Below are 19,980 nucleotides of genomic sequence, written 5' to 3'. Positions count from 1 at the left end.
GCCTCCCTGACGACGGCCACGCTCTACTGGAACTTGATATGCGCATTTTGATTGCCGAGGATGACCCCTCCATCGCCGCTGGTGTCAGCGCATCGCTGCGCCAGGGCGGCCACGCCGTGGATTGCGTGACCGACGGCGCCAAAGCCGACGCTGCGCTGCGCGACACGCCGTACGACCTGCTCATTCTCGACCTCGGCCTGCCCAACCTGGATGGTGCCGATGTGCTGCAACGGCTGCGCAAGCGCGGCACCGGCCTGCCCGTGCTGGTCATCACCGCGCGCGAAGGCCTGCGCGAGCGCGTACGCGTGCTCGATCTCGGCGCAGACGACTATCTGGTGAAGCCCTTCGCGCTCGCCGAGTTCGAAGCGCGTGTGCGTGCCCTGCTGCGGCGCTATACCTCACAGGGTGCGCCGGAGCTCACCATCGGCCGCCTGCGTCTGGACCTGCCCGGCCATCGTGCATGGATCGACGACACGCCGCTTGAACTCACCGCTCGCGAATTCGGCCTGCTTGAAGCCCTTGCCGCGCGACCCGATCGCGTTACCAGTCGCGCGCAGCTCGTCGAGGCGCTGTGCAGTTGGGACGAAGAGCTCACCGACAACGGCCTGGACATTGCCATCTATCGCCTGCGCCGCAAGCTCGCCGATTCCGGCACGCAGGTACGCACCATTCGCGGCCTTGGCTATTTGCTGGAAGAAGTGAAGGAAGGCAAGGAATCCAAAGCATGAACAAGGCGGCACCGAAGCAGGAGCAGTCGTGGCTGTACCGCATGCTCGAGCCCGATGGCCGCCCGAGCCTGCGCCGTCGACTGCTGTCGTCGCTGCTCGTGCCTTTGATGCTGCTGCTGGCCATCGAGAGCCTGATCACCTACAGCGGCGCACTGATCTATTCCAACCACGTGCATGATCGCGACCTTGGCGACAACGCCATGACGCTGGCGCAAATGCTCACCCAGGAAGATCTGGGCGGGCAGATTTCACCACAGGCGCGTTTCCTGCTCGAGTACGCGCCCGAGGGCCACAACTATTTCAGCGTCACCAGCCAGAAGCACGGCCTGCTGGCCGGCTCACCCGAGCTGCATGCCGCGCCGCCGGGGGCCAGCATTGACGCGGAGCCAGTGCTCTACTCCACCACGCTTCGCACCAACAAGCAGAGGGTGCGTGAACTCCGCGCCGCGACCGTGCGCATTCCCAACCTGCGTGACCCCGACGACCAGCTCACGATTACCATGGCGGAGACGTTTCACGACCGTCACCAGCGTGCGCGCGAAATTCTGCTGCTCAGCATCCCCGCACAGGCCTTGCTGATCGCCAGTGTGTTCTTTCTGGTGCTATACGGCGTGCGCGTCGGCCTACGCCAGCTCGACCCGCTGACCGCCCGGCTAGCCGCACGCGAGCACGACCTGGCACCGATCGGCGACGCCGACGTGCCGGTGGAAATCCTGCCGCTCACACGCACCATCGATGGCCTGTTCGCGCGCCAGCGCGGCATGCTGGCATTGCAGGAACGATTCATTGCCGACGCGGCGCACCAGCTCAAGACCCCGCTCGCCGGATTGCGCGTACACGTGGAACGCGCCCAGGCCGACCCGAGTCCGGAAACCGTCAGTGATTCGCTGCAGCACATCGTGCGTCTGACCCAGCGCGCCAGCCGCGCATCCAGCCAGCTGCTCGCCCTCACCCGCGCGCAGTCGCCCGATTTGAACGAGAGCGAACCGCACTGCCTGCTCGATCTCGCGCAACTGATACCTGAACTGTTGAGCGTGCGCGTGCACGACGCCATCGCTGCCGGCGTGGATCTTGGCTATGAAGGCCCTTCCGGCCCGTTATGGATCGATGGCGATCGCATCTCGCTGCAGGAGATGCTCGATAACCTGATCGACAACAGCCTGCGTTATGCCGGCCGCGACAGCATCGTCACCGTAGGGGTCTCGACGCTGGCCGATAGCGCTTGCCTCAGTGTGGAAGACAACGGGCCCGGTGTGCCGCCCGCTTTTCTGGAACGTCTGGGCGAGCGCTTCTTCCGCGTACCGGGTGTCACTGAGGAAGGCACCGGGCTTGGCCTGGCCATCGTGCAACGCATCGCCGAGCGTCATCACGCCTATGTGCGTTTTCTCAGTGGCACCAGCGGCGGCCTGCGCGTGGAAATCGTATTCCCGCCGGCACGCACCTCCAAAACGCCAGGCTGATCCTTTGCAGGAGCGCACTTGTGCGCGACTGCAGCGCCTCATCGTCATGGCGACATAGATTTGTCGCGCACAGGGTGTGCTCTCACAAAAAAAGCGGCTGGCAAAAACGGGGTGCCGCCTTCTTGGCCCACGCGCTCAACAATTCCAGACGAATCGTTGCGGGCATGCACGCTCACCAAGCTGCGGACATAAAAAAACGGCGACACCAAAGAGCCGCCGTTGTCACACATCCCCTGCATGGGAACTACTTGAGACAAACCACCAACAAACGCCGCGGGGCCCATGCCCCGCGGCGTCGTCATTACATCGCCTTCTTGGCCTTGGTCAGCAGCTGGTCGAGCAGCGCGATGGCCAGATCGATTTCTTCGTGCGTGATGTCGAGCGACGGCGCGAAGGTGATCACGTTCTTGTACCAGCCACCCACGTCGAGCACGAGGCCGATCTTCTTGCCGTTGTGCTCCAGGTCGCCGGCGAGGCCGATGTCGACCATCTTGTCGAGCAGCGCCTTGTTCGGCGTGAAGCCATCGTCGGTGCAGATTTCGGCGCGCAGTGCGAGGCCGAGGCCGTCGACATCGCCGATTTCCTTGTGGCGCTTCTGCAGGTCCTTGAGACCTTCGAGGAAGTGCGCACCCTTCTTGGCGACATTGGTCTCGTAGTCCAGCTCGTAACCCATCTTGATCACTTCCAGACCCAGCGAGGTACCCAGCGGGTTGGAGTTGAAGGTGGAGTGGGTGGATCCCGGCGGGAAGATGGTCGGGTTGATCATCTCTTCGCGTGCCCACAGACCCGACAGCGGGTTCAGGCCGTTGGTCAGCGCCTTGCCGAAGACGATGATGTCCGGCGTCACACCGAAGTGCTCGATCGACCACAGCTTGCCCGTGCGCCAGAAACCCATCTGGATTTCGTCGACGACCATCAGGATGCCGTACTGATCCAGCACCTTCTTCAGGTCCTTGAAGAAGTTCATCGGCGGAATGACGTAACCACCCGTGCCCTGGATCGGCTCGACGTAGAAGGCAGCGTATTCAGCCTGGTTGACCTTGGGATCCCACACGCCGTTGTATTCGGTTTCGAACAGGCGGGCGAACTGGCGCACGCAGGCGTCCGAATACTCTTCCGGCGTCATGCCCTTCGGGCGGCGGAACGGGTACGGGAACGGGATGAACATCGCACGCTCACCGAAGTGGCCGAAGCGGCGACGGTAGCGGTAGCTGGAGGTGATCGACGAGGCGCCCAGCGTACGGCCGTGATAACCGCCCTCGAAGGCGAACATCAGGCTCTTGCCGTTCTTGAAGTTGCGCACGAGCTTCAGCGAGTCTTCCACGGCCTGTGCGCCGCCGACGTTGAAGTGCACGCGGCCCTTCAGGCCGAACTTCTGCTGCGCGTCGACCGCAATGGTCTTGGCCAGCTCGATGCGGGTCTGGTGCAGGTACTGGCTGGCGACCTGCGGCAGCACGTCGATCTGACGCTTCAGCGTGTCATTGAGGCGCTGGTTGCCGTAACCGAAGTTGACGGCCGAGTACCACATCTGCAGGTCAAGGAAGCGCGTGCCGGCGGTGTCGATCATCCAGCTGCCTTCGCCGTGGCGGAAGATCTTCGGCGGATCGACGTAGTGCACGGTGTCGCCAAAGGAGCTCCACTCGGCCTCATCAGCCAGCAGCTGCGCGTCGGGGATCACGACGCCAGCGTTCTTCTCGTAAGCGTTCATCAGGGGAAATCCAGAAACGTTTGTAAAAGGGGGATCAGGAGGGGGATCTGATCAGGAAGCCATGGCAAGCACGGGGCTGGCCGGCGCCTGCTCGGCAAGCAGACTGCCATCGAGCAGGCGCGGCAGCAGCTCCAGCGCATCCTCGAAACCAGTGATCGGCACATACGGGATGCCGGCGGCGCGGCAGTGCTCGATCAGGCGGTGCTTGGCGAAAACAAAATCAACGCGATCGGCGGCGCAAAAATCGGATGCGCCATCGCCGATCAACAGTGTCTTGGTGCCACCCTTGCTGGCCTGCGCGGCCACGGCGCACTTGCACGTGCCGCTACGGCAGCCCTCGGCCTGGAACGGCGAGGTGAGCTGCCACTTCTGCGGCGGCGTGGCGGGGGCGAGGTGGTTGGCGGCCAGCGGCAGATCGTCCAGGCCATAGCGGCCCAGAATCTTGCGGATGGCGTAGTCCAGACCGTCGCTCACCACCTGGATCGGCGTGCCGGTGGCGCGGGCCATCTTCACGAAATCCGGGAAATGATGATCAATCCACAGGGAGGACAGGTGCTTGTCCAGCTCTGCCTGGTTCATGTCCAGCAGGCTGACCTGACCGGTCATGCATTCACGCGAGCCAATACGGCCGGCGCGCCAGTCCTGCTCCAGCGTTTCCCAGCCGGGACGGCCGAAACGGTCGAGCAAGGAGTCGATGACGTCCTCAACAGAAATGGTGCCGTCGAAGTCGCAGAGGATGGTCCAACCAGTCACAGGGTGAAGCTCCGGATTGCAGAATGGCTACACGATAGGTACCCACCCCTTTCGGCCTCCTTTCTTTCCGAAAGATACTGCGCGCCTCCGTCTCATCCCCCCGGTGTCCCAATTTGGGACAGTTCTTAAGGCTGTTTAAGGCCGGCTCCGGTATGCTTGGGCACTTATTGGCGCTGCCGCCGGTCACAAGCAAACCTCAACTTGTCACCTGAACATCCAGGAAATTCGTGTTTCAGCGTCAATTCAAACCGGATCAGTCGCACATGGAAGCTGAACGTCCCCGGCCTCGCCACCCGCTAGCCAGCGGATTGCTGGCCTGCGGCATTGCCGTGCTGGCCGGCTGCTCCGCGGCACCCCTCCCCGAGCTCAAGCCTCAGGTGCCCGACGTCTGGCGCAATGCGCCGGCGGGCGTTGCTCCGCCCGCGGCCGACCTGCGCGGCTGGTGGCAGGCGCTGGGCGACCCCGAGCTCGATGCGCTGATCGACCGCGCCCTGCAGGGCAACCTGGACGTAGCCCAGGCCACGGAGCGCATGCGTGCAGCCCGCCTGCTGAACCGCCATGCGCATGACCCGTATCTGCCTTCGCTGCACGGGCGCACCAATGATGTGATCGACCCGGACACGACGGCCTCGTACTTCGTGGCCGGCTTCGACGCCCTGTGGGAACTGCCGTTGTTCGGCGCATGGGCGAGCTCCCAACGAGTGGCCAAGGGGCAGCTCGATGGCGCCAATGCCGCCATCCGGGGCGCCCAGGTGTCGCTGGTGGCCGAGGTCAGCCGCCGCTGGATCGAGTTGCGCTCGGCCCAGCAACAGGCCCGCCTGCTCACCGCTATCCGCGATGCGCAGCAGGAAAAGGTGCGCCTGCTGCAGGTACGCGAACAACTGAAGCTGGTGCCGCCCAATGAGGTGGCACGCGCACAGGCCGAGCTGGCCCGCGCCGAAGCCGCGCTGGCCGAGCCACAGCAGGCCATCATCAGCAGCGTGCAGCAGCTCGCCGTGCTGGTGGGCCAGCCCGAGCCGGACCCGCAATGGTTGCAGCCCGGCGCCCAGCCCCGGCTGGGTGCGTGGCAGCTGACCACCGCTCCAGCCGACATGCTGCGGACACGCCCCGAGATTGCCACCGCCGAGGCCGATGTCCTTAAAGCCGCTGGCGAACTGGGCATGAGCCGCGCTGACATCTATCCGCACATCGGCCTTGGCGCATCGCTGCAGTGGTCGGCCAACATCAACTCCAACAAGCTCAGGGTGCACACGGGCGAGGCGATTTTCTCGTACGGCCCCATCATCGATATTCCCCTGTTCGACTGGGGCCAGCGCGTTGCCAACGCGCATGCCAAGGATCATGAACTACGCGCCGCCGTGCTGGCCTACCGGCAGGCCGTGTTGCAGGGCGTAGCCGAGGCAGAAACGGCGATGGGCGATCTGGAGCAATTGCGCGGCCGCGAAGAGGCCACGCAGAAGGCCACCGAGTCGCTCGACGTCAGCATGGCCGCGTTGAGCAAGCGTGCCGAGCTGCGCCTGAGCAGCAATCTCGATGTGCAGGACGGACTGATCGAAAACCATCGCGCCCAGCTTGAGCTGGTCGGTGCGATCGCCGCCCGCGATCTGGCCTATGTCTCGCTGTACAAGGCGCTAGGCGGCGCTGCCATGCCCAATCCGCCGTCGCCCGGGAGCGCCGACTGATGGTCGCGCTCGCACGCAAAACGCTTATCTACGAATGGCGCCGCTTTCTGCCTGCCATCGTGGCGGTCGGTTTCGCCGGTCTGCTGCAGTTGCTGCAGGTCGCGCTGGTGCTTGGCATCTTCGGCAGCGCTGCCGTCTACATCACCGGTTCGTCGGGTGACCTGTGGGCCGGCTACCCCGGCACGCAGAGCGTCAACCTGGGACGCTCCATCGACGCGGGCGTGGAAATGCGGCTGCGCATGGACCCGGCAGTGACCGCCGTCGAACCGTTCCATTGGGTGGATGCCGACTGGCGCGGCCCCAGCGATACCGGCGGCGTGTCGGTGTTTGTCTCCGGCATCAACACGCGCCCCGACGGCATGTTGTTCGCGCGCGCACTGCCACCGGCACTGCGGGCACGCCTCAACGAACCCGATGCGGTCATCGTCGATCGCGCCGATCTGGACAATCTGGGCGTCGGCGTGGGCGACAGTGCGGTGATCAACGGTCATCGTGTGCGCGTGGTTGGCGTCAGCAACGGTCTTCGCGCCCTGGGTGGTGTCAACGTGGTGGCGTCGCTGGCCACGGCGGCAACGCTGGATACGGATCCGTCCAACACCAATCGCATGACCTACTTCGTGGCCAAGCTGCGCAACCCGGCCGATGCCGAGGATGTTGCCGCACGCCTGCGCGGCAACACGGCGTTCGGCAACTATGACGTGTGGACTGCAAAGGATTTCGCTCGTCGTTCACAGCTGTACTGGATATTCGATACCGGCGCCGGCGCCGGCGTGCTGTTCCTCGCGGGCATTGTGTTTCTGGTCGGCGTGGTGATCACCAGCCAGACCCTGGTGGCCGCAGTGATCGGCTCGATCCGCGAGTACGCCACGCTCAACGCACTCGGCGTGGGCGTGGGTGCATTACGCAAGGTGGTGATGGAACAGGCCTTCTGGGTCGGCGCGCTCGGGTTGCTGGGCAGTGCCGTACTGGGCGCCTTTGCCCTGATGTTCGCACGCAGCCGCAGCGTGCCGGTGGCACTGGGCCCCTGGGTAACGGTGGCATGCCTGTCGTTGTGCATGGGCTTGGCCATCGTGTCGGGACTGGCGGCCATGCGCAGCCTGCGCCGTGCCGATCCAGCCACGTTGTTGAGGTAAGCGATGAATCACGCGTCACCCGTTCCTCAACTCAAACCTACGGTGTCGTTGCAAGCGCGCAACGTCAGCAAGTCCTTTGCGTCCGGCGATATCCGCAGCACCGTGCTGCACGATCTCACGCTGGATGTGCACGCAGGTGAACTCACGCTCATCTCCGGGCCCTCCGGTTGCGGCAAGAGCACGCTGCTGGCGATCCTCAGCGGATTGCAGCGCCCGGATGGCGGCCACGTCATTGCGCTCGACCAGGACCTCAACCAACTCGATTCGCGCGCCGTCGAACGCTTTCGCCTGTTGCACACCGGCTTTGTGTTTCAGGGCTTCAACCTGTTCCCTGCGCTCAATGCGCTGGAACAGGTGGAGCTGCCACTGAGCTACCTGGGCCTCTCACCCACCGAGGCACGCCGCCGCGCCATAGCCTCACTGGAAGAGGTGGGCATGGGACCGCGCATGGGTCTTCGGCCGTCCGAGCTTTCCGGTGGCGAGAAGCAGCGCGTCGCTATTGCCCGCGCCCTGGCCAAAGAGCCGGACCTGCTGTTCGCCGACGAGCCGACCAGCGCGCTCGATGCTGCCAACGGCCAGATCGTTATCGACATTCTCCATCGCATCGCCCGCACGCACGGCACCACGGTGCTATGCGTCAGTCATGACCCGCGGCTGGTCGGGCACTCCGACCGCGTGCTGGCCATGGAGGATGGCCGTATCCTTAGCGACCGTGTGCCATCTCAAACATCGACGCCAACGTCAGGCCTCGAGGGATCTTCCGCATGACCTTGCGTCCGTTCTATCCGCTGCTCGTCCTGGCCCTTGCTTCGTCGCTGCTGGCTGCCTGCTCGCAAAACGACGCCGGCAAGAATGCCGCGGCGACAGCAGCGGCACCCGCCTATGCCGCGGTGGCTCGCGGTCGCGTCGACATCGAAGGCGGCATGCTCAAGCTGAGCATGCCGCGCGACGGCATCGTGGCAGAGATCAAGGTGCGTGAAGGCGATCACGTGCACAAAGGCCAGGTGTTGGCCGTGCTCGACACCCGGCCCGCACAACTGGCTGTCAGTGGCGCGGAAGCCGAGCTGAAGCAGGCTCAGGCACAAGGCAGAGTGCTGGAAGTTCGCCTCAAGGCCGCACAGCAGCGTTCGACGCGACTTGCCGCCGCGGCGGCCGCTGGCGCTGGCGACGGCCAGAGCGCGGATGATGCGAAGGATGCCGCACAGCAACTCCAGGGCGAATTCGACAATGCGCGCGCCTCCGAAGCCATGGCGAGCCAGAAGCTGGACGCCGCCCGCTACGAACTGGCTCAACGCACCCTGGTGGCGCCTCTCGACGGCCAGATCGTGGAACGCAACATTCAGCCCGGCGCCGCTGTATCGCCGCAGGGCGGCCCGGCCTTTGTATTGCTTCCGGAACTGCCCCGCATCGTGCGCGCCGAACTCAACGAATCGTTCGTGAGCGCCGTGCATGAGGGCATGGCGGCCCAGGTGATGGATGACAGCGGCAGCGGCGCACCCCTGCTGGGCGCGCACGTACGGCGCATCGGCACCGTGTTCGGCCCCAGCGCGCTGGAAGAAGATCCGCTGATCCGCGCCAATACCCGCACGGTGGAATGCGTGTTGGTGTTTGATCAGCCGCCGCCGCCGTCGCTGCGCATCGGCCAGCGCGTCATCGTCCAGTTCACCTCCAACAACGCTGCCGCACCGGCCAAACCCGGCGCCTGAGTCGCACCCGCATGAGCCGTTGTCGTTCCCTGCCCGCATCATGGATGCGCGCCACCGCCATGATGCTGGCGCTGACGGCTTCGGCAGGCGCAATGGCGGACAACCCGACCGATGGCCCCAACGACCTGTTCGGCGTTGGCATACAGCGCATGCCGGCGTGGATTGGCTCGAAAGACCATCGCAATCAGGCCGTGCCTTATATTCAGGCCGAGCTTCCCTGGCACATCACTCTGTCGACGCTCGACGGCCTGACCGTCGATCTGATTCACGGGGACAAATGGCGCGGCGGCTTGTACGGCAACTATATGTGGGGCCGTGACCGAGAAGAGCTCGGACCGAAACTCGGCGGCGTCATCGACTCGCTCGGCCCGCGTATCAATGCCGGTGGCTATCTCGAATACCAGGCCACCGCGCAGCTCAGCTTCGGCACAACGTTGAGTCACGACACGCAGGGCGAAGGCGCCTATCTCGACGTGTATGCCGACTACGATCTACCAGTCATCGGCTACCTCAACCACAGTTTGCAGGTGCAGTGGCAGGCGATGAACGGCCCCGCCATGCGGCGTTTCTTTGGTGTCACGCCCGAACAGGCTGCGAAACTGGACATCACCGCGTGGTCCCCTGGCGCCGGCAGCCAGCAGATGGCCTTCGAATACGACGCCTACATGCCCACCAGCCTGCACACCGGTTTCGCCATCGCCATCAACTACACGCGCCTGCTGGGTCAGGCCGCGGAGAGCCCGCTGGTTCGTGTGTACGGTTCGCGCAACCAGCTGACGACGACCCTGGCGTTCGTCTACAGGTTGTAGAGAAGAAGTAAGTGAAGAGGAGTGAGAAACGAGAGAAGGCGCTCTTCACTCACTCATCGCCTCACCGGTCGTCACGCGTCCAGATCTGGCCGTCCACTTCGTGCACCGGGAAACTGGCGATCGGCTCGTAGGCCGGCGGACAGGTGACCGCACCGCTGCGCACATCGAAACGCGCGCCGTGCCTCGGACACTCCACTTCGAAACCATGCAGATCGCCGCCGGCCAGTTCGCCGCCATCGTGGCTGCACACGTCTTCGATGGCGTAGAGATCGCCGTCGATGTTGTACACGGCAATGGCGGTGTCGCCGTCCCATACCACCTTGAACTCGCCAGGCAGCAGCTCGCTACGGGTGCCCACAAAAATCCAGTCGGCCAGATTCATGCCGCCACCTCGTGCAGCGGCTTGCTCATCCATACGAAACGCAGATCGTCGCGGCGCGGAACGCCAAAGCGTGGTTGCCCGTAAGGGAACGGGCGCGTCTCACCGGTAAGTTGGTAACCGCGGCGCTCGTACCAGGCAATCAATTCTTCGCGCTGCTCGATCACCGACATGCGCATCGACGTCGCCTGCCATTCCTTCTTCGCCACACGCTCGGCTTCCGCCAGCACCGCACGGCCGAGGCCTGCTCGCTGCAAGACAGGGTTCACCGCAAACATGCCGAAATAACCGGCGGCGTCTTGCCGTTCGACGTGGCAACAGGCCACCAGCTCGCCGTTCTGCTCAGCGAGAAGGATGATATTGCCATCGCGGCCGATCAGCCCCTCGACGCTTTCGGCATCGGTACGCTGACCGTCGAGCAGGTGAGTTTCAGTGGTCCAGCCACGCTGGCCGGATTCGCCGCGATACGCGGACTCGACGAGGGTGACGATGGCGGCAACGTCGTGGACAGTCGCGGCGCGGAACGTGAGATGGGTAAGACTTGGCATCGCATGATGATAGCGGGTGCCTTTGCTCCGGGCATCACCATAAGGGTGCCCTGGCTCCACGCTCCACCTTCGTCATTCCGGCGCAGGCCGGAACCCAGTGGCGTCACGGTTCGCTTGTCGCGCAATCCATCGTCGCCCTACATGCGGTCGCGACAACCCAACCTGGCCGTCACTGGGTTCCGGCCTGCGCCGGAACGACGAGCAAAAGCACAAGCCTTGCCATGCTCTGACAGTTTCGGCGGCAGGCCTCGCACCTGCCGCCGAAAGACCCACTCAGCGCGGGCTCACCACCAGCACGCCAAAGCCTTCCACCGGTTTGCCCTTGGCGGACGCCGTCGCAGCGGCGAGGTAGGCGGTGTGCGTCTGCGGATCGAGCGCAAGCGTGCGTGCGCTCGGCTGCGTCGGCAAGTTGCCCACCAGGTGGTAGTGATCCGCATCGTCCTGCGCGACGACACTGAGCTTCCCTTCTGCCCCCGGGCTCAGCACCACCTTGCGCTGCGCGTCGTACACCACGGCGTCCGGATCCTTGCTGACCGCCACCTTGGCCACCTGGTGGCCGTCGTTGGCGTCCGTCACGATCATCCAGCCATTGGCGCACACGGAGAACAGGCGGTGATTGGCCTTGTCCATCGCCAGGCCGGTCGGGCCATCGCACGGCGCCAGTGACCACACGTTCAGCACTTTGTTCGCGGCAAGATCCACCCGCACCAACTGGTTCTTGTCCTCGAGGTTGAGGAACAGCTGACCAGCGCCGTCGGCAACGGCGAACTCCGGACGGCCCGGCACCGCGATGGTCGCCAACTCCTTGCCCGCCTGTGCATCGATCACGCTGATGTTGCTGCTATGGCCATTCATGGTCAGCAGGTGGCCAGAGGCATCGTCGATCACGATGGCGTCCGGATCCTTGCCGCTGATGGCGATATGGCCGGTGACCTTGAGCGCATCCGTATCCACCACCGTTACGTTGTCGCCGTGACCGTTGCTAACGAACGCCTGGTGCTTCGCCGGCAGCAACGCCACGCCATGCGCATGCTGCATGCCCGGCACTTCGCCCAGCAACTTGCCAGAGACGGTGTCAACCACCATCACGCGATCGTCGCGGGCAATGAACAGGCGGTGAGAGGCGGCATCAAGGCTCAGGTAGTCCCAGCCACCGGCGCCACCCAGCGCGTAGTGCTGGCTCACGGCGTAAGGCATGTCGGGGGCGGCGGCCATGGAAGGTGCGGACAGTGCAGCCGTCAGGCACAGCGCGTACGGCATCCAGCGAAGAGAAGTCTTCTTCATACAAAATTCCTGGGGATCAAAAGAGGTCAGAGCTTGAAGCGGACGCCAGCGATATAGGTCTGGCCGTAGAACTCGCGCTGGATCGGACGATCGGCGGCCGGGCCTTCGGTGAACTTCAGACGCGTATTGGTGAGGTTCTTGGCGTTGAAGAACACCGACCACTGGTCGTTAAACGTGTAAGTCGCACCAAGGTCCAGCGAGAAGCGCGGCTGCGACCACACGTCGGTGGCCGACGAACTGCCGACACCAAAGATGTCTTTGCTGACGTAGTACGCACCAAGGTTTGCGCTGAAGCCACCCAGGTCGTAGAACACCATGAAGTTGCCGGTGTTGCGCGAGGTCGACGGCAACTGCGAATGATCACCCGGGCGGATCTCACCGCTGGAATCGACGTAGGTGTAGTTGGCGCCCATGCCGAACCCGGCCAGCCAGCCCGGCAGCATGGTGAACTTCTGCTGGTAGTTCAGCTCGATGCCGCGTGCGTGCGCATCGTTGATGTTGGCAAAGGTGTAGACCTTGGCTGCCCCAGTGAAGCCAGCGAACAATCCGTTGTTGGGGAACGTTACGCCACTCTCCTCCTTGTTGATGATGTAGTTGCTCAACTCCTTGTCGAACATGCCCACCGATGCGATGCCGCCATTGTCGAGGTAGTACTCCAGCGACAGATCGAAGTTGTCGCTGGTCGTCGGCTTGAGGTTCGGGTTGCCCTGCGTGACGCTGTCTGACGACGGATCGATCAACGTCGAGGTGGTGACCTGGTTGAAGCCCGGACGAGCGATGGTCTTGGAGTAGACCGCACGGCCAATCAACGTCTCCGTGAACGCATAGCGAAGCTGCACGGTCGGGAAAAAGTTGTTGTAGTTGTGGCCCACCGAAATCGGCGTCGCACCCACAAACGTGCCCGTATTCGGATCAAGCAGCACCTGGTTGCCACCGTAGGTCGCCACCGTGCGTTCCCAGCGCACGCCAGCCAGAATGTCGAGCTTGTCGACTGGCTTGAACTGATACTGACCGTACACGGCGTAAACGCCTTCCTTGCCGTTGGACACACCCTGCGCCTCGGCCTGCTGATCGGCCAGCGGATCCGCCTCGGGGAACAAGCCCTGGTTGCCCACATAGAAGTCGCGCAAGCCCGGCGCATACAGGTTGGGGCCGTTCTGATAGTGCCCGTCGTAGAACGTCACCGGCTTGCCGGAGATGAACTGCGTCATCGGCAATGCCGGCGGCACGCCGTCAAAACGCGTGATCTCACTGTGGCGATCACGCTTGCGTGCGCTTACGCCGAACTTGACGTTCTCGTCACTGCCCTCGAACCAGCTGGTGGGAATGGTGACGTTGAACGCGCCGCTGTATTCCTGATTGTGATCGTGCTCCGTGCTGTTCTGGAAATCGGAGAACGTATAAGCCGACGGATCCAGCGGATTCCCGTTGAGCGCGTTGAAGCGCGGGTAGCGCGGATCGCTGATGTTGTCGTAAGCCACCGTGTAAGTGTTGGGGTTGGCAAACGTGCTGTTGTAGTCGTGCGGCTTATCGTATGTACCGTAGGTTGCGGCCAGCAGGTAATCGATCTTGAAGCTCTGGAAATGGTTTTCGCCGCCGATGGAGGCGACGCGTGTAGCAATGGTTTCCCGCTCGTCGCGCAGCGACTTGTCAAAGGTGACGTTGGGATCGATGAAACCCTTCGGATTGGACGGATCAACCGTCACCGAACCGGTACCGCCAGCGAACATGTTGTAGGTAACGCGCTGACGGTTCACCGACTCGGTATAGCCCGCCTTGAAGTAGCGTACGTACCAACGATTGTCATCGTCCGGCTGGTAGTTCAGCTCGCCGCCGTAACCGATGCGACGGCGGTGGTACTGGTAATAGCGCTGCTCGAAGTCGTTCATTACCTTGCCGGGCGTACCGTTGGCCTGGTCGTCCGCGTAAGAACCCTCGATATCGTCTACGCCACGCTTGTCTTCGTAGTAGGCCACGGTGCCGATAAAGCTGAAGGCATTGCCGGGCCCAAAGCGGCTGCCGCCGGTCACCTGGTAATCCTTGATCGGCGTATCGCGCAGGTTCTCAAAACCGGTACCCAGCTCCACCTCGAGGAAATGATCCTTGCCCGGCGGTACCTGCTTCGGCGTGATCTCGATCGCGCCGCCCAGCGCTTCCGCATCCTGATCCGGCGTATTGGTCTTGGTCACGGTGATGGCACCGATCAGACCCGTGGGGATCGAGTCGAAGGCCACCGCACGACCACCGCCCATGGGCGACGCAGGGTTGGTCGGCGGCAGACGTACGCCGTCAAACGTGGCGCCATTAAGGTCGGCGTCCAGGCCGCGGATATTGATGAAGCGACCCTCACCGGTGTCGCTTTCCAGCGAAATGCCCGGAACACGACGCACGGCTTCGGCGGCATTCACATCGGGTAGCTTGCGAATTTCGGTGGCGGGCTGCACGTTCACCAGGTTGGGAGCATCCTGCTGAATGCTGCGGGCCATCTCCAGCGGCGTGGTCTGCGCCGTCACCTTCAGCGCCTGCAGCGTCGTGGCCGCACCGCCAAACTCCACATCCTGTTCAATGGCCTGGTCACCACGCAGGGCGACCTGACGCTGCACCGGCGCCTGTCCATCGGCACTTACCACCAGGTTGTAGTTGCCGGGTTCAATACCGTCCAGTACGTATTCACCGTCCTTGCTGGTGACCACACTGCGGTTCAATTCGCTCAACGTCACCTGTGCGCCAGCCACCGGATGATGCTCGCTTTCGACCACGCCCTTGAGAGAAGCGGAGCCGGCTGCGTGTGCCAGGCTTGCACCTGTCAACGCGGCAACGCCCACGAGAATGCTGCCTGCACGATTTGCTGCCATGGGAAAACCCTTAGGTAAATGAACGCGGATACGGTCTTGCGTCATGCCGCCGGGCGACGGGCATGCGCTGTCATTCCACGTACCTTAGGGAGCGGCTATGACCATCTGGATGCAGGTGCCTTACCTATCGGTAAGGAAGTGGGTGCCCCGCGCACCATTCGTCACCGTATTCAGCGGCAAGCCAGCGAATGATCGCTCTTGAGCATTCCCATCGCGGAGGATGATCGCGATACCGCCGCCCACATGGCGGCTGGCCTCCATACGAACGCCACGCATACCGGCAGTAGCATGCTGCTTGAGCACGCGTGTGCGTTTCACTTCGATCTGCAGACCGGAGTGGTCGAGACGCACATCGGCCGGCTGTGCAACAAGACCGATCGCTGACCTGTCCCGCGGTGCCGAAGCGACCCACAGGCACGGCGCGAAGCTTACGCCAACATGACCTTCGACACTGTGCCGCATTCTCCTGCGATCACTAGCCTCAGTGATCAACGCAAAAGGCCTGCCGGCCGGATAGCCTGGTCGCAGCGCCAATGACATCGGGAGAGTAGATCCACATGAAGTACCGCATGATGAAACCGCTCGCGCTGGCGGTCGGCATGGCAGTGTGCATGGCTGCGCAGGCCGCCCCCAATGGCTCGTTCGACGTGAAGGAGCTGGATGCCGCCAAGAATGTCTGCAATGACTTCAACGGATTCGTCAATGCGAAATGGCTTGCGGCCAACCCGATTCCCGCCGACCGCACGCGTTGGGGTTCGTTCGATGCGCTGCGCGAGGACAGCCTCAACGTGCAGCACGGCATCGTTGAAAAGGTCGCTAACGATGCTGCCAGCGCCAAGCCTGGCTCCATCGAACAGAAGATCGGCAACTTCTACGCCTCGGGCATGAACGAAGCCGCCATCGAAAAGGCTGGCTACGATCCGATCAAGCCGGAACTGACGCGCATCGATGCGCTGAAGAACACCGGCGACATCGTCGCCTACATCACCCAGAGCTACGCCCAGGGCAACCCCACCGCGTTCCGCTTCTACGGTAGCCCTGATTTCAAGGATTCCAGCCGCCAGATTGCCTACGCGGGCCAGGGTGGTCTGGGCCTGCCCACGGCGGACTACTACAGCAAGCCGGATTTCGAAAAGATCCGCACCGCCTATGTCGCGCACATCGCGCGCACGCTGCAGCTGGTGGGCGTCAGCGAGGCTGACGCACAGGCGCAGGCCAAGGCCGTAATGGCGCTGGAAACGCGCCTGGCTGCCGCCTCGCTGGTGCCGACCGAGCTGCGCCAGCCGGAGAATCGCTATCACTATGTCAGCATGGCCGATGCCGACAAGGTAACGCCGCACTTCGAGTGGGCTGCATTCTTCAAGGCGCAAGGTGCCAATGTGAAGGACGGCTTCTCGCTGTCTCAGCCGAAGTTCTTCGCCGAGTTCGACAAGATGCTGGCCGAGCTGCCGGTGAGTGACTGGCAAGCGTATCTGCGCTTCCACGCCATCGACGAGGCGGCCCCGTACCTGTCCACGCCGTTCCAGCAGGAAGACTTTGCGTTCAACGCGCAGACGCTCAACGGCCAGAAGGAGATGAAGTCGCGTTGGAAGCGCACGCTCGATGCGGTGGAAGGCGGCATGGGCATGGCACTTGGCCAGCTGTACGTGGCGCAGACCTTCTCGCCGGAATCCAAGGCACGCGCGCAGCAGCTGGTGGCGGACCTTCGCGCTGCCTACAAGACACGCATTGAGAATCTGCCGTGGATGAGTGACGCCACCAAGCAGAAGGCACTGGAGAAGTGGGCCAGCTTCACGCCGAAGATCGGTTACCCCGACAAGTGGCGCGACTGGACGGGCCTCACCATCAAGCCGTCCAACACCTATTTCGAAAACGTCCAGGCGGCCGACAAATTCAACTACGCCTATATGGTGGACAAGATCGGCAAGCCGGTGGACCGCACCGAATGGGGCATGACGCCGCAAACGGTGAATGCCTACTACAGCCCGCAGAAGAACGAGATCGTGTTCCCCGCCGCCATCCTGCAGCCGCCGTTCTTCTCGGCCAAGGTCGATGATGCACTCAACTATGGCGGCATTGGCGCGGTGATCGGCCATGAAATGGGCCACGGTTACGACGACCAGGGCAGCAAGTTCGACGCGCAGGGCAACAATAGCAACTGGTGGACGGACGACGACCGCAAGGCCTTCGACGCGCGCACTGACAAGCTGGCGGAGCAGTTCAACGGCTACGAGGCGCTGCCGGGCAAGTTCGTCAATGGCAAGCTGACCATGGGCGAGAACATCGGCGACCTCGGCGGCCTCAATGCCGCCTACGACGCGCTGCAAATGGCGCTGGCCCGTAACCCGGCCGAAGCCAAGACCAAAATCGACGGCTACACGCAGGACCAGCGCTTCTTCCTCAATTGGGCGCGCGTGTGGCGCGGCAGTATTCGTCCGGAAGCGCAGCTCACCCTGCTCAACACCGATCCGCACGCACCGGCGCAGTTCCGCGCTATCGGTGCTCCGTCGAACATGCCCGCGTTCGCCCAGGCGTTCCAGTGCAAGGCCGGCGACAAGATGGTGCGCGACGGCGATAAGCAGGTGAAGATCTGGTAAAACCCCGTGCCGCTCCGGCGGCACCGTCATGCCGCAAAACGAAAAGGCCCGTGGGCAACCACGGGCCTTTTTCATGCGCCATCACCCACTGCCTGCTCGCAGTGGAAAACTCCGACATCCTCATGACGCCTGTCCGGTTATGGTGAAGCACTCAACTCAAGGATGGCTTATGAAAACCGCGCTGATCGCCCTGATGGTCGCCCTGCTCGCCGCGTGCAGCACGCAACAAACCGCCGCACCAACCGCCCCCGCCTTGGTGGGTTTGCCCAATCCCGCGTCGGTCAACTGTGAAAAGCTGGGCGGCAATCTCGACATGCGCAAGGATGCCGCCGGCAATGAAGGCGGCATCTGCATCTTCCCTGATGGTCGCGAATGCGAGGAGTGGGCACTGTTCCGCGACCACACGTGCGTACCGATGCCCGCGTCCACCACGAAAGACAGCAAGTCGTGATGGCATCGCCGCCCGAGGCGCGGCCTAGGTTTCGCTGACCAGACGCGGCTCGCCGGTGACCGCCTGCGTGTCACCCGGCGGCGCAAATCGCTGCTTGAAGGTAAAGGCCAGAGGCGTCGGCCCAAAGCGATCGAGATGCCATAACTTGGCAAGGCCATCGGCAACGGTGGGTTCCGCGCCAGCCGGCACCCACCACAGCACCTGATAGGCGCGCCCTTCTGGCGGCTTCGTAAAGAACTCACGCCGGCGCGCCATGATCGAGGTATGCGCGCTGCGATAGACGAACTCGAACAGCGCTTCGGCGTTTTCCCAGACCGACATATTGACCAGCAACCGTGGGTCGGCAGCAACGGCAATGCTGGTGGCGCCACTCGAGCTGTCATCCTTCAGACGCCACACGAATCCGTGACTGGCTTCCGCCAGTGCATTGATCTCCGCCAACGCATGCATGAAGGGCTGCACCACCGGGTCGTCCGCATCCGCGACCAGGGTGCCAATGTTCATCTGAGCCAACTGCCAGGCACCTTCCATAGCTGACCTCCCAGGGACATGAGCTTGTCGTTGGGGGCAGCCATGGACGTTCTCAACGGGCCGATGTGCTATCGGCCCAGGCCGGTCATTACATCAACAGCTTGCGCACCTTGAGCAGCGCGGTGATGAAGGCGTCAATCTCTTCGCGGGTGTTGTAGAACGCCAGCGAGGCACGCAACGTGGCGGGCACACCATAGAACTGCATCAGCGGATGGGCGCAATGGTGGCCGGAGCGCACGGCCACGCCCTGCAGGTCCAGCAAGGTAGCCAGGTCGGTCGCCTGTGCGCCTTCGATCAGGAACGAGATCACCGGCTCCTTCTCCTTGGCCTCGCCGAAGATGCGCAGGCCCGGGATTTCACGCAGACGCTCCGTGGCGTAGGTCAGCAACTGCTGCTCCCAGGCATGAATGGCCTCGAAGCCAACCGATGCGTAGTAGTCAATGGCCGCGCTGACACCGGCGAATCCGGCGATATTCGGCGTGCCTGCCTCGAACTTGTGCGGCGGCTCGGCAAAGGTGGTGCCGTCGAAACGCACTTCGCGGATCATCTCGCCGCCGCCAAAGAATGGCGGCATCGCCTCCAGATGCTCCTTGCGTGCCCACAGAGCACCGGTGCCCGTGGGTGCGAGCATCTTGTGGCCGGTGATCGCATAGAAATCGCAACCCAGCGACTGCACGTCGACCGGGCGATGCGGCACCGCCTGCGAACCATCCACCAGCAAGGGAATGCCGCGCTTGCGGCATTCCTTCGCGATCTCGCGCACGGGGTTCACGGTACCGAGCACATTGGATACATGAGTGACGCACGCCAGCTTCACGTCCGGCGTAAGCATCTCGATGTACTTCTCGAGAATTAGCTCGCCCTGCTCATCGATCGGCGCCGGCTTCACCGTAGCGCCCGCACGTGCGGCCACCAGCTGCCACGGCACGATGTTGGCGTGGTGCTCCATCTGCGTGGTGAGGATGGTGTCGCCCGCCTTCAGTCGCGGCAACGCGAAGCTGTAGGCGACCAGATTGATCGACTGCGTGGTGCCGGAGGTCAGTACCAGCTCGTTGCGCGAGGTAGCGTTGATGAAGCGCGCCAGCTTGTCGCGTGCACCTTCATACGCCGCGGTGGCCTCTTCGCCGATCTGGTGCACCGAGCGCGATACGTTGGCGTTGTGCAGGCGGTAGTGCTCATCCACCGCCTCGATCACGCTCAGCGGCTTCTGGCTGGTATTGGCGTTGTCGAAATAGATCAGCGGCTTGTCGTGCACGGTGCGCGACAACAAGGGAAAATCGGCGCGAATGCTCTGCACGTCGAAAACGGTGGGGCTCGGTTTGGTCTGTGCGTTCATCGGTTTCGTTTCGCCTTATT

At 63.3% G+C, this 19,980-nt stretch carries 18 protein-coding genes; 10 read left to right on the top strand and 8 right to left on the bottom strand.

Annotation, left to right across the window (positions count from 1 at the left end; genetic code table 11):
* The first annotated feature begins 38 nt into the window (after positions 1-38).
* Positions 39-728: a response regulator gene (locus tag OQE56_RS06995; RefSeq protein WP_267222853.1), complete on the top strand. Its 690-nt coding sequence runs from the start codon at positions 39-41 to the stop codon at positions 726-728.
* 41 nt (positions 729-769) lie between these two features.
* Positions 770-2,188, top strand: coding sequence for a sensor histidine kinase (locus OQE56_RS06990; protein WP_267223401.1), 1,419 nt, complete (start codon positions 770-772; stop codon positions 2,186-2,188).
* A 301-nt stretch (positions 2,189-2,489) separates the two neighbouring features.
* On the opposite strand, the gene OQE56_RS06985 is transcribed toward OQE56_RS06990, so the two are convergent.
* The gene (locus OQE56_RS06985) at positions 2,490-3,896 is read right to left on the bottom strand and encodes an aspartate aminotransferase family protein (RefSeq protein WP_267222851.1); all 1,407 of its coding nucleotides are present in this window, start codon (positions 3,894-3,896) and stop codon (positions 2,490-2,492) included.
* A 51-nt stretch (positions 3,897-3,947) separates the two neighbouring features.
* Positions 3,948-4,649, bottom strand: a complete 702-nt coding sequence (locus OQE56_RS06980) for an MtnX-like HAD-IB family phosphatase (RefSeq protein WP_267222848.1) — start codon at positions 4,647-4,649, stop codon at positions 3,948-3,950.
* A 263-nt stretch (positions 4,650-4,912) separates the two neighbouring features.
* Between OQE56_RS06980 and OQE56_RS06975 the strand changes: the two genes are divergently transcribed.
* Genes OQE56_RS06975 through OQE56_RS06955 form a run of 5 tightly spaced genes read left to right on the top strand, consistent with a single transcriptional unit; the run spans position 4,913 to position 9,979 of the window.
* On the top strand, positions 4,913-6,331 hold the full coding sequence (locus OQE56_RS06975) for a TolC family protein (protein ID WP_267222846.1): 1,419 nt from the start codon (positions 4,913-4,915) through the stop codon (positions 6,329-6,331).
* Positions 6,331-7,464 (top strand): ABC transporter permease, encoded by a 1,134-nt coding sequence (locus OQE56_RS06970; protein WP_267222844.1) that lies wholly within the window; start codon positions 6,331-6,333, stop codon positions 7,462-7,464. Before OQE56_RS06975 ends, OQE56_RS06970 begins: the two co-directional genes overlap by 1 nt.
* 3 nt (positions 7,465-7,467) lie before the next feature.
* Positions 7,468-8,232 (top strand): ABC transporter ATP-binding protein, encoded by a 765-nt coding sequence (locus OQE56_RS06965; RefSeq protein WP_267222842.1) that lies wholly within the window; start codon positions 7,468-7,470, stop codon positions 8,230-8,232.
* Positions 8,229-9,170, top strand: a complete 942-nt coding sequence (locus OQE56_RS06960; RefSeq protein ID WP_267222839.1) for an efflux RND transporter periplasmic adaptor subunit — start codon at positions 8,229-8,231, stop codon at positions 9,168-9,170. Before OQE56_RS06965 ends, OQE56_RS06960 begins: the two co-directional genes overlap by 4 nt.
* Before the next feature lie 11 nt (positions 9,171-9,181).
* The gene (locus tag OQE56_RS06955) at positions 9,182-9,979 is read left to right on the top strand and encodes a MipA/OmpV family protein (RefSeq protein ID WP_267222837.1); all 798 of its coding nucleotides are present in this window, start codon (positions 9,182-9,184) and stop codon (positions 9,977-9,979) included.
* Positions 9,980-10,040: 61 nt separating this feature from the next.
* On the opposite strand, the gene OQE56_RS06950 is transcribed toward OQE56_RS06955, so the two are convergent.
* The 4 genes from OQE56_RS06950 to OQE56_RS06935 all read right to left on the bottom strand — a co-directional run bounded on the left by OQE56_RS06950 (position 10,041) and on the right by OQE56_RS06935 (position 15,045).
* Positions 10,041-10,361 carry a non-heme iron oxygenase ferredoxin subunit gene (locus tag OQE56_RS06950; protein WP_267222835.1) on the bottom strand — a complete coding sequence of 107 codons (321 nt, stop codon included), beginning with the start codon at positions 10,359-10,361 and terminating at the stop codon, positions 10,041-10,043.
* Positions 10,358-10,906, bottom strand: a complete 549-nt coding sequence (locus OQE56_RS06945; protein WP_267222833.1) for a GNAT family N-acetyltransferase — start codon at positions 10,904-10,906, stop codon at positions 10,358-10,360. Before OQE56_RS06945 ends, OQE56_RS06950 begins: the two co-directional genes overlap by 4 nt.
* A gap of 273 nt (positions 10,907-11,179) precedes the next feature.
* Positions 11,180-12,190, bottom strand: coding sequence for a YncE family protein (locus tag OQE56_RS06940; protein ID WP_267222831.1), 1,011 nt, complete (start codon positions 12,188-12,190; stop codon positions 11,180-11,182).
* Between the two features lie 26 nt (positions 12,191-12,216).
* Complete coding sequence (locus OQE56_RS06935) at positions 12,217-15,045, bottom strand: TonB-dependent receptor (RefSeq protein WP_267222829.1); 2,829 nt, start codon at positions 15,043-15,045, stop codon at positions 12,217-12,219.
* 198 nt (positions 15,046-15,243) lie between these two features.
* Between OQE56_RS06935 and OQE56_RS06930 the strand changes: the two genes are divergently transcribed.
* The 3 genes from OQE56_RS06930 (at position 15,244) to OQE56_RS06920 (ending at position 18,093) form a co-directional block, all read left to right on the top strand.
* Positions 15,244-15,429, top strand: coding sequence for a hypothetical protein (locus tag OQE56_RS06930; RefSeq protein WP_267222828.1), 186 nt, complete (start codon positions 15,244-15,246; stop codon positions 15,427-15,429).
* Positions 15,430-15,602: 173 nt separating this feature from the next.
* Positions 15,603-17,642, top strand: coding sequence for a M13 family metallopeptidase (locus tag OQE56_RS06925; RefSeq protein WP_267222827.1), 2,040 nt, complete (start codon positions 15,603-15,605; stop codon positions 17,640-17,642).
* A gap of 169 nt (positions 17,643-17,811) precedes the next feature.
* Positions 17,812-18,093 carry a putative hemolysin gene (locus OQE56_RS06920; RefSeq protein WP_267222826.1) on the top strand — a complete coding sequence of 94 codons (282 nt, stop codon included), beginning with the start codon at positions 17,812-17,814 and terminating at the stop codon, positions 18,091-18,093.
* A 24-nt stretch (positions 18,094-18,117) separates the two neighbouring features.
* On the opposite strand, the gene OQE56_RS06915 is transcribed toward OQE56_RS06920, so the two are convergent.
* Together OQE56_RS06915 and OQE56_RS06910 are read right to left on the bottom strand one after the other, a co-directional pair.
* A complete protein-coding gene (locus OQE56_RS06915) occupies positions 18,118-18,624 on the bottom strand; it encodes a DUF3291 domain-containing protein (protein ID WP_267222825.1) in 507 nt (168 codons plus the stop codon).
* A gap of 88 nt (positions 18,625-18,712) precedes the next feature.
* Positions 18,713-19,960 (bottom strand): aminotransferase class V-fold PLP-dependent enzyme, encoded by a 1,248-nt coding sequence (locus tag OQE56_RS06910; RefSeq protein WP_267222823.1) that lies wholly within the window; start codon positions 19,958-19,960, stop codon positions 18,713-18,715.
* Positions 19,961-19,980: the final 20 nt, after the last annotated feature.

The organism is Dyella silvae (genome assembly GCF_026421305.1).
GTDB lineage: Bacteria > Pseudomonadota > Gammaproteobacteria > Xanthomonadales > Rhodanobacteraceae > Dyella > Dyella silvae.
This window is presented reverse-complemented; position numbering and strand designations above follow the sequence as displayed.

What these genes read in the sequence shown, in the direction of transcription:
- OQE56_RS06995 (WP_267222853.1), top strand. Translation starts at nt 39, where the DNA reads ATGCGCATTTTGATTGCCGAGGATGACCCCTCCATCGCCGCTGGTGTC.
- OQE56_RS06985 (WP_267222851.1), bottom strand. Translation starts at nt 3,896, where the DNA reads ATGAACGCTTACGAGAAGAACGCTGGCGTCGTGATCCCCGACGCGCAG.
- OQE56_RS06925 (WP_267222827.1), top strand. Translation starts at nt 15,603, where the DNA reads ATGAAGTACCGCATGATGAAACCGCTCGCGCTGGCGGTCGGCATGGCA.
- OQE56_RS06935 (WP_267222829.1), bottom strand. Translation starts at nt 15,045, where the DNA reads ATGGCAGCAAATCGTGCAGGCAGCATTCTCGTGGGCGTTGCCGCGTTG.
- OQE56_RS06950 (WP_267222835.1), bottom strand. Translation starts at nt 10,361, where the DNA reads ATGAATCTGGCCGACTGGATTTTTGTGGGCACCCGTAGCGAGCTGCTG.
- OQE56_RS06945 (WP_267222833.1), bottom strand. Translation starts at nt 10,906, where the DNA reads ATGCCAAGTCTTACCCATCTCACGTTCCGCGCCGCGACTGTCCACGAC.
- OQE56_RS06910 (WP_267222823.1), bottom strand. Translation starts at nt 19,960, where the DNA reads ATGAACGCACAGACCAAACCGAGCCCCACCGTTTTCGACGTGCAGAGC.
- OQE56_RS06920 (WP_267222826.1), top strand. Translation starts at nt 17,812, where the DNA reads ATGAAAACCGCGCTGATCGCCCTGATGGTCGCCCTGCTCGCCGCGTGC.
- OQE56_RS06940 (WP_267222831.1), bottom strand. Translation starts at nt 12,190, where the DNA reads ATGAAGAAGACTTCTCTTCGCTGGATGCCGTACGCGCTGTGCCTGACG.
- OQE56_RS06960 (WP_267222839.1), top strand. Translation starts at nt 8,229, where the DNA reads ATGACCTTGCGTCCGTTCTATCCGCTGCTCGTCCTGGCCCTTGCTTCG.
- OQE56_RS06970 (WP_267222844.1), top strand. Translation starts at nt 6,331, where the DNA reads ATGGTCGCGCTCGCACGCAAAACGCTTATCTACGAATGGCGCCGCTTT.
- OQE56_RS06915 (WP_267222825.1), bottom strand. Translation starts at nt 18,624, where the DNA reads ATGGAAGGTGCCTGGCAGTTGGCTCAGATGAACATTGGCACCCTGGTC.
- OQE56_RS06965 (WP_267222842.1), top strand. Translation starts at nt 7,468, where the DNA reads ATGAATCACGCGTCACCCGTTCCTCAACTCAAACCTACGGTGTCGTTG.
- OQE56_RS06955 (WP_267222837.1), top strand. Translation starts at nt 9,182, where the DNA reads ATGAGCCGTTGTCGTTCCCTGCCCGCATCATGGATGCGCGCCACCGCC.
- OQE56_RS06990 (WP_267223401.1), top strand. Translation starts at nt 770, where the DNA reads ATGCTCGAGCCCGATGGCCGCCCGAGCCTGCGCCGTCGACTGCTGTCG.
- OQE56_RS06975 (WP_267222846.1), top strand. Translation starts at nt 4,913, where the DNA reads ATGGAAGCTGAACGTCCCCGGCCTCGCCACCCGCTAGCCAGCGGATTG.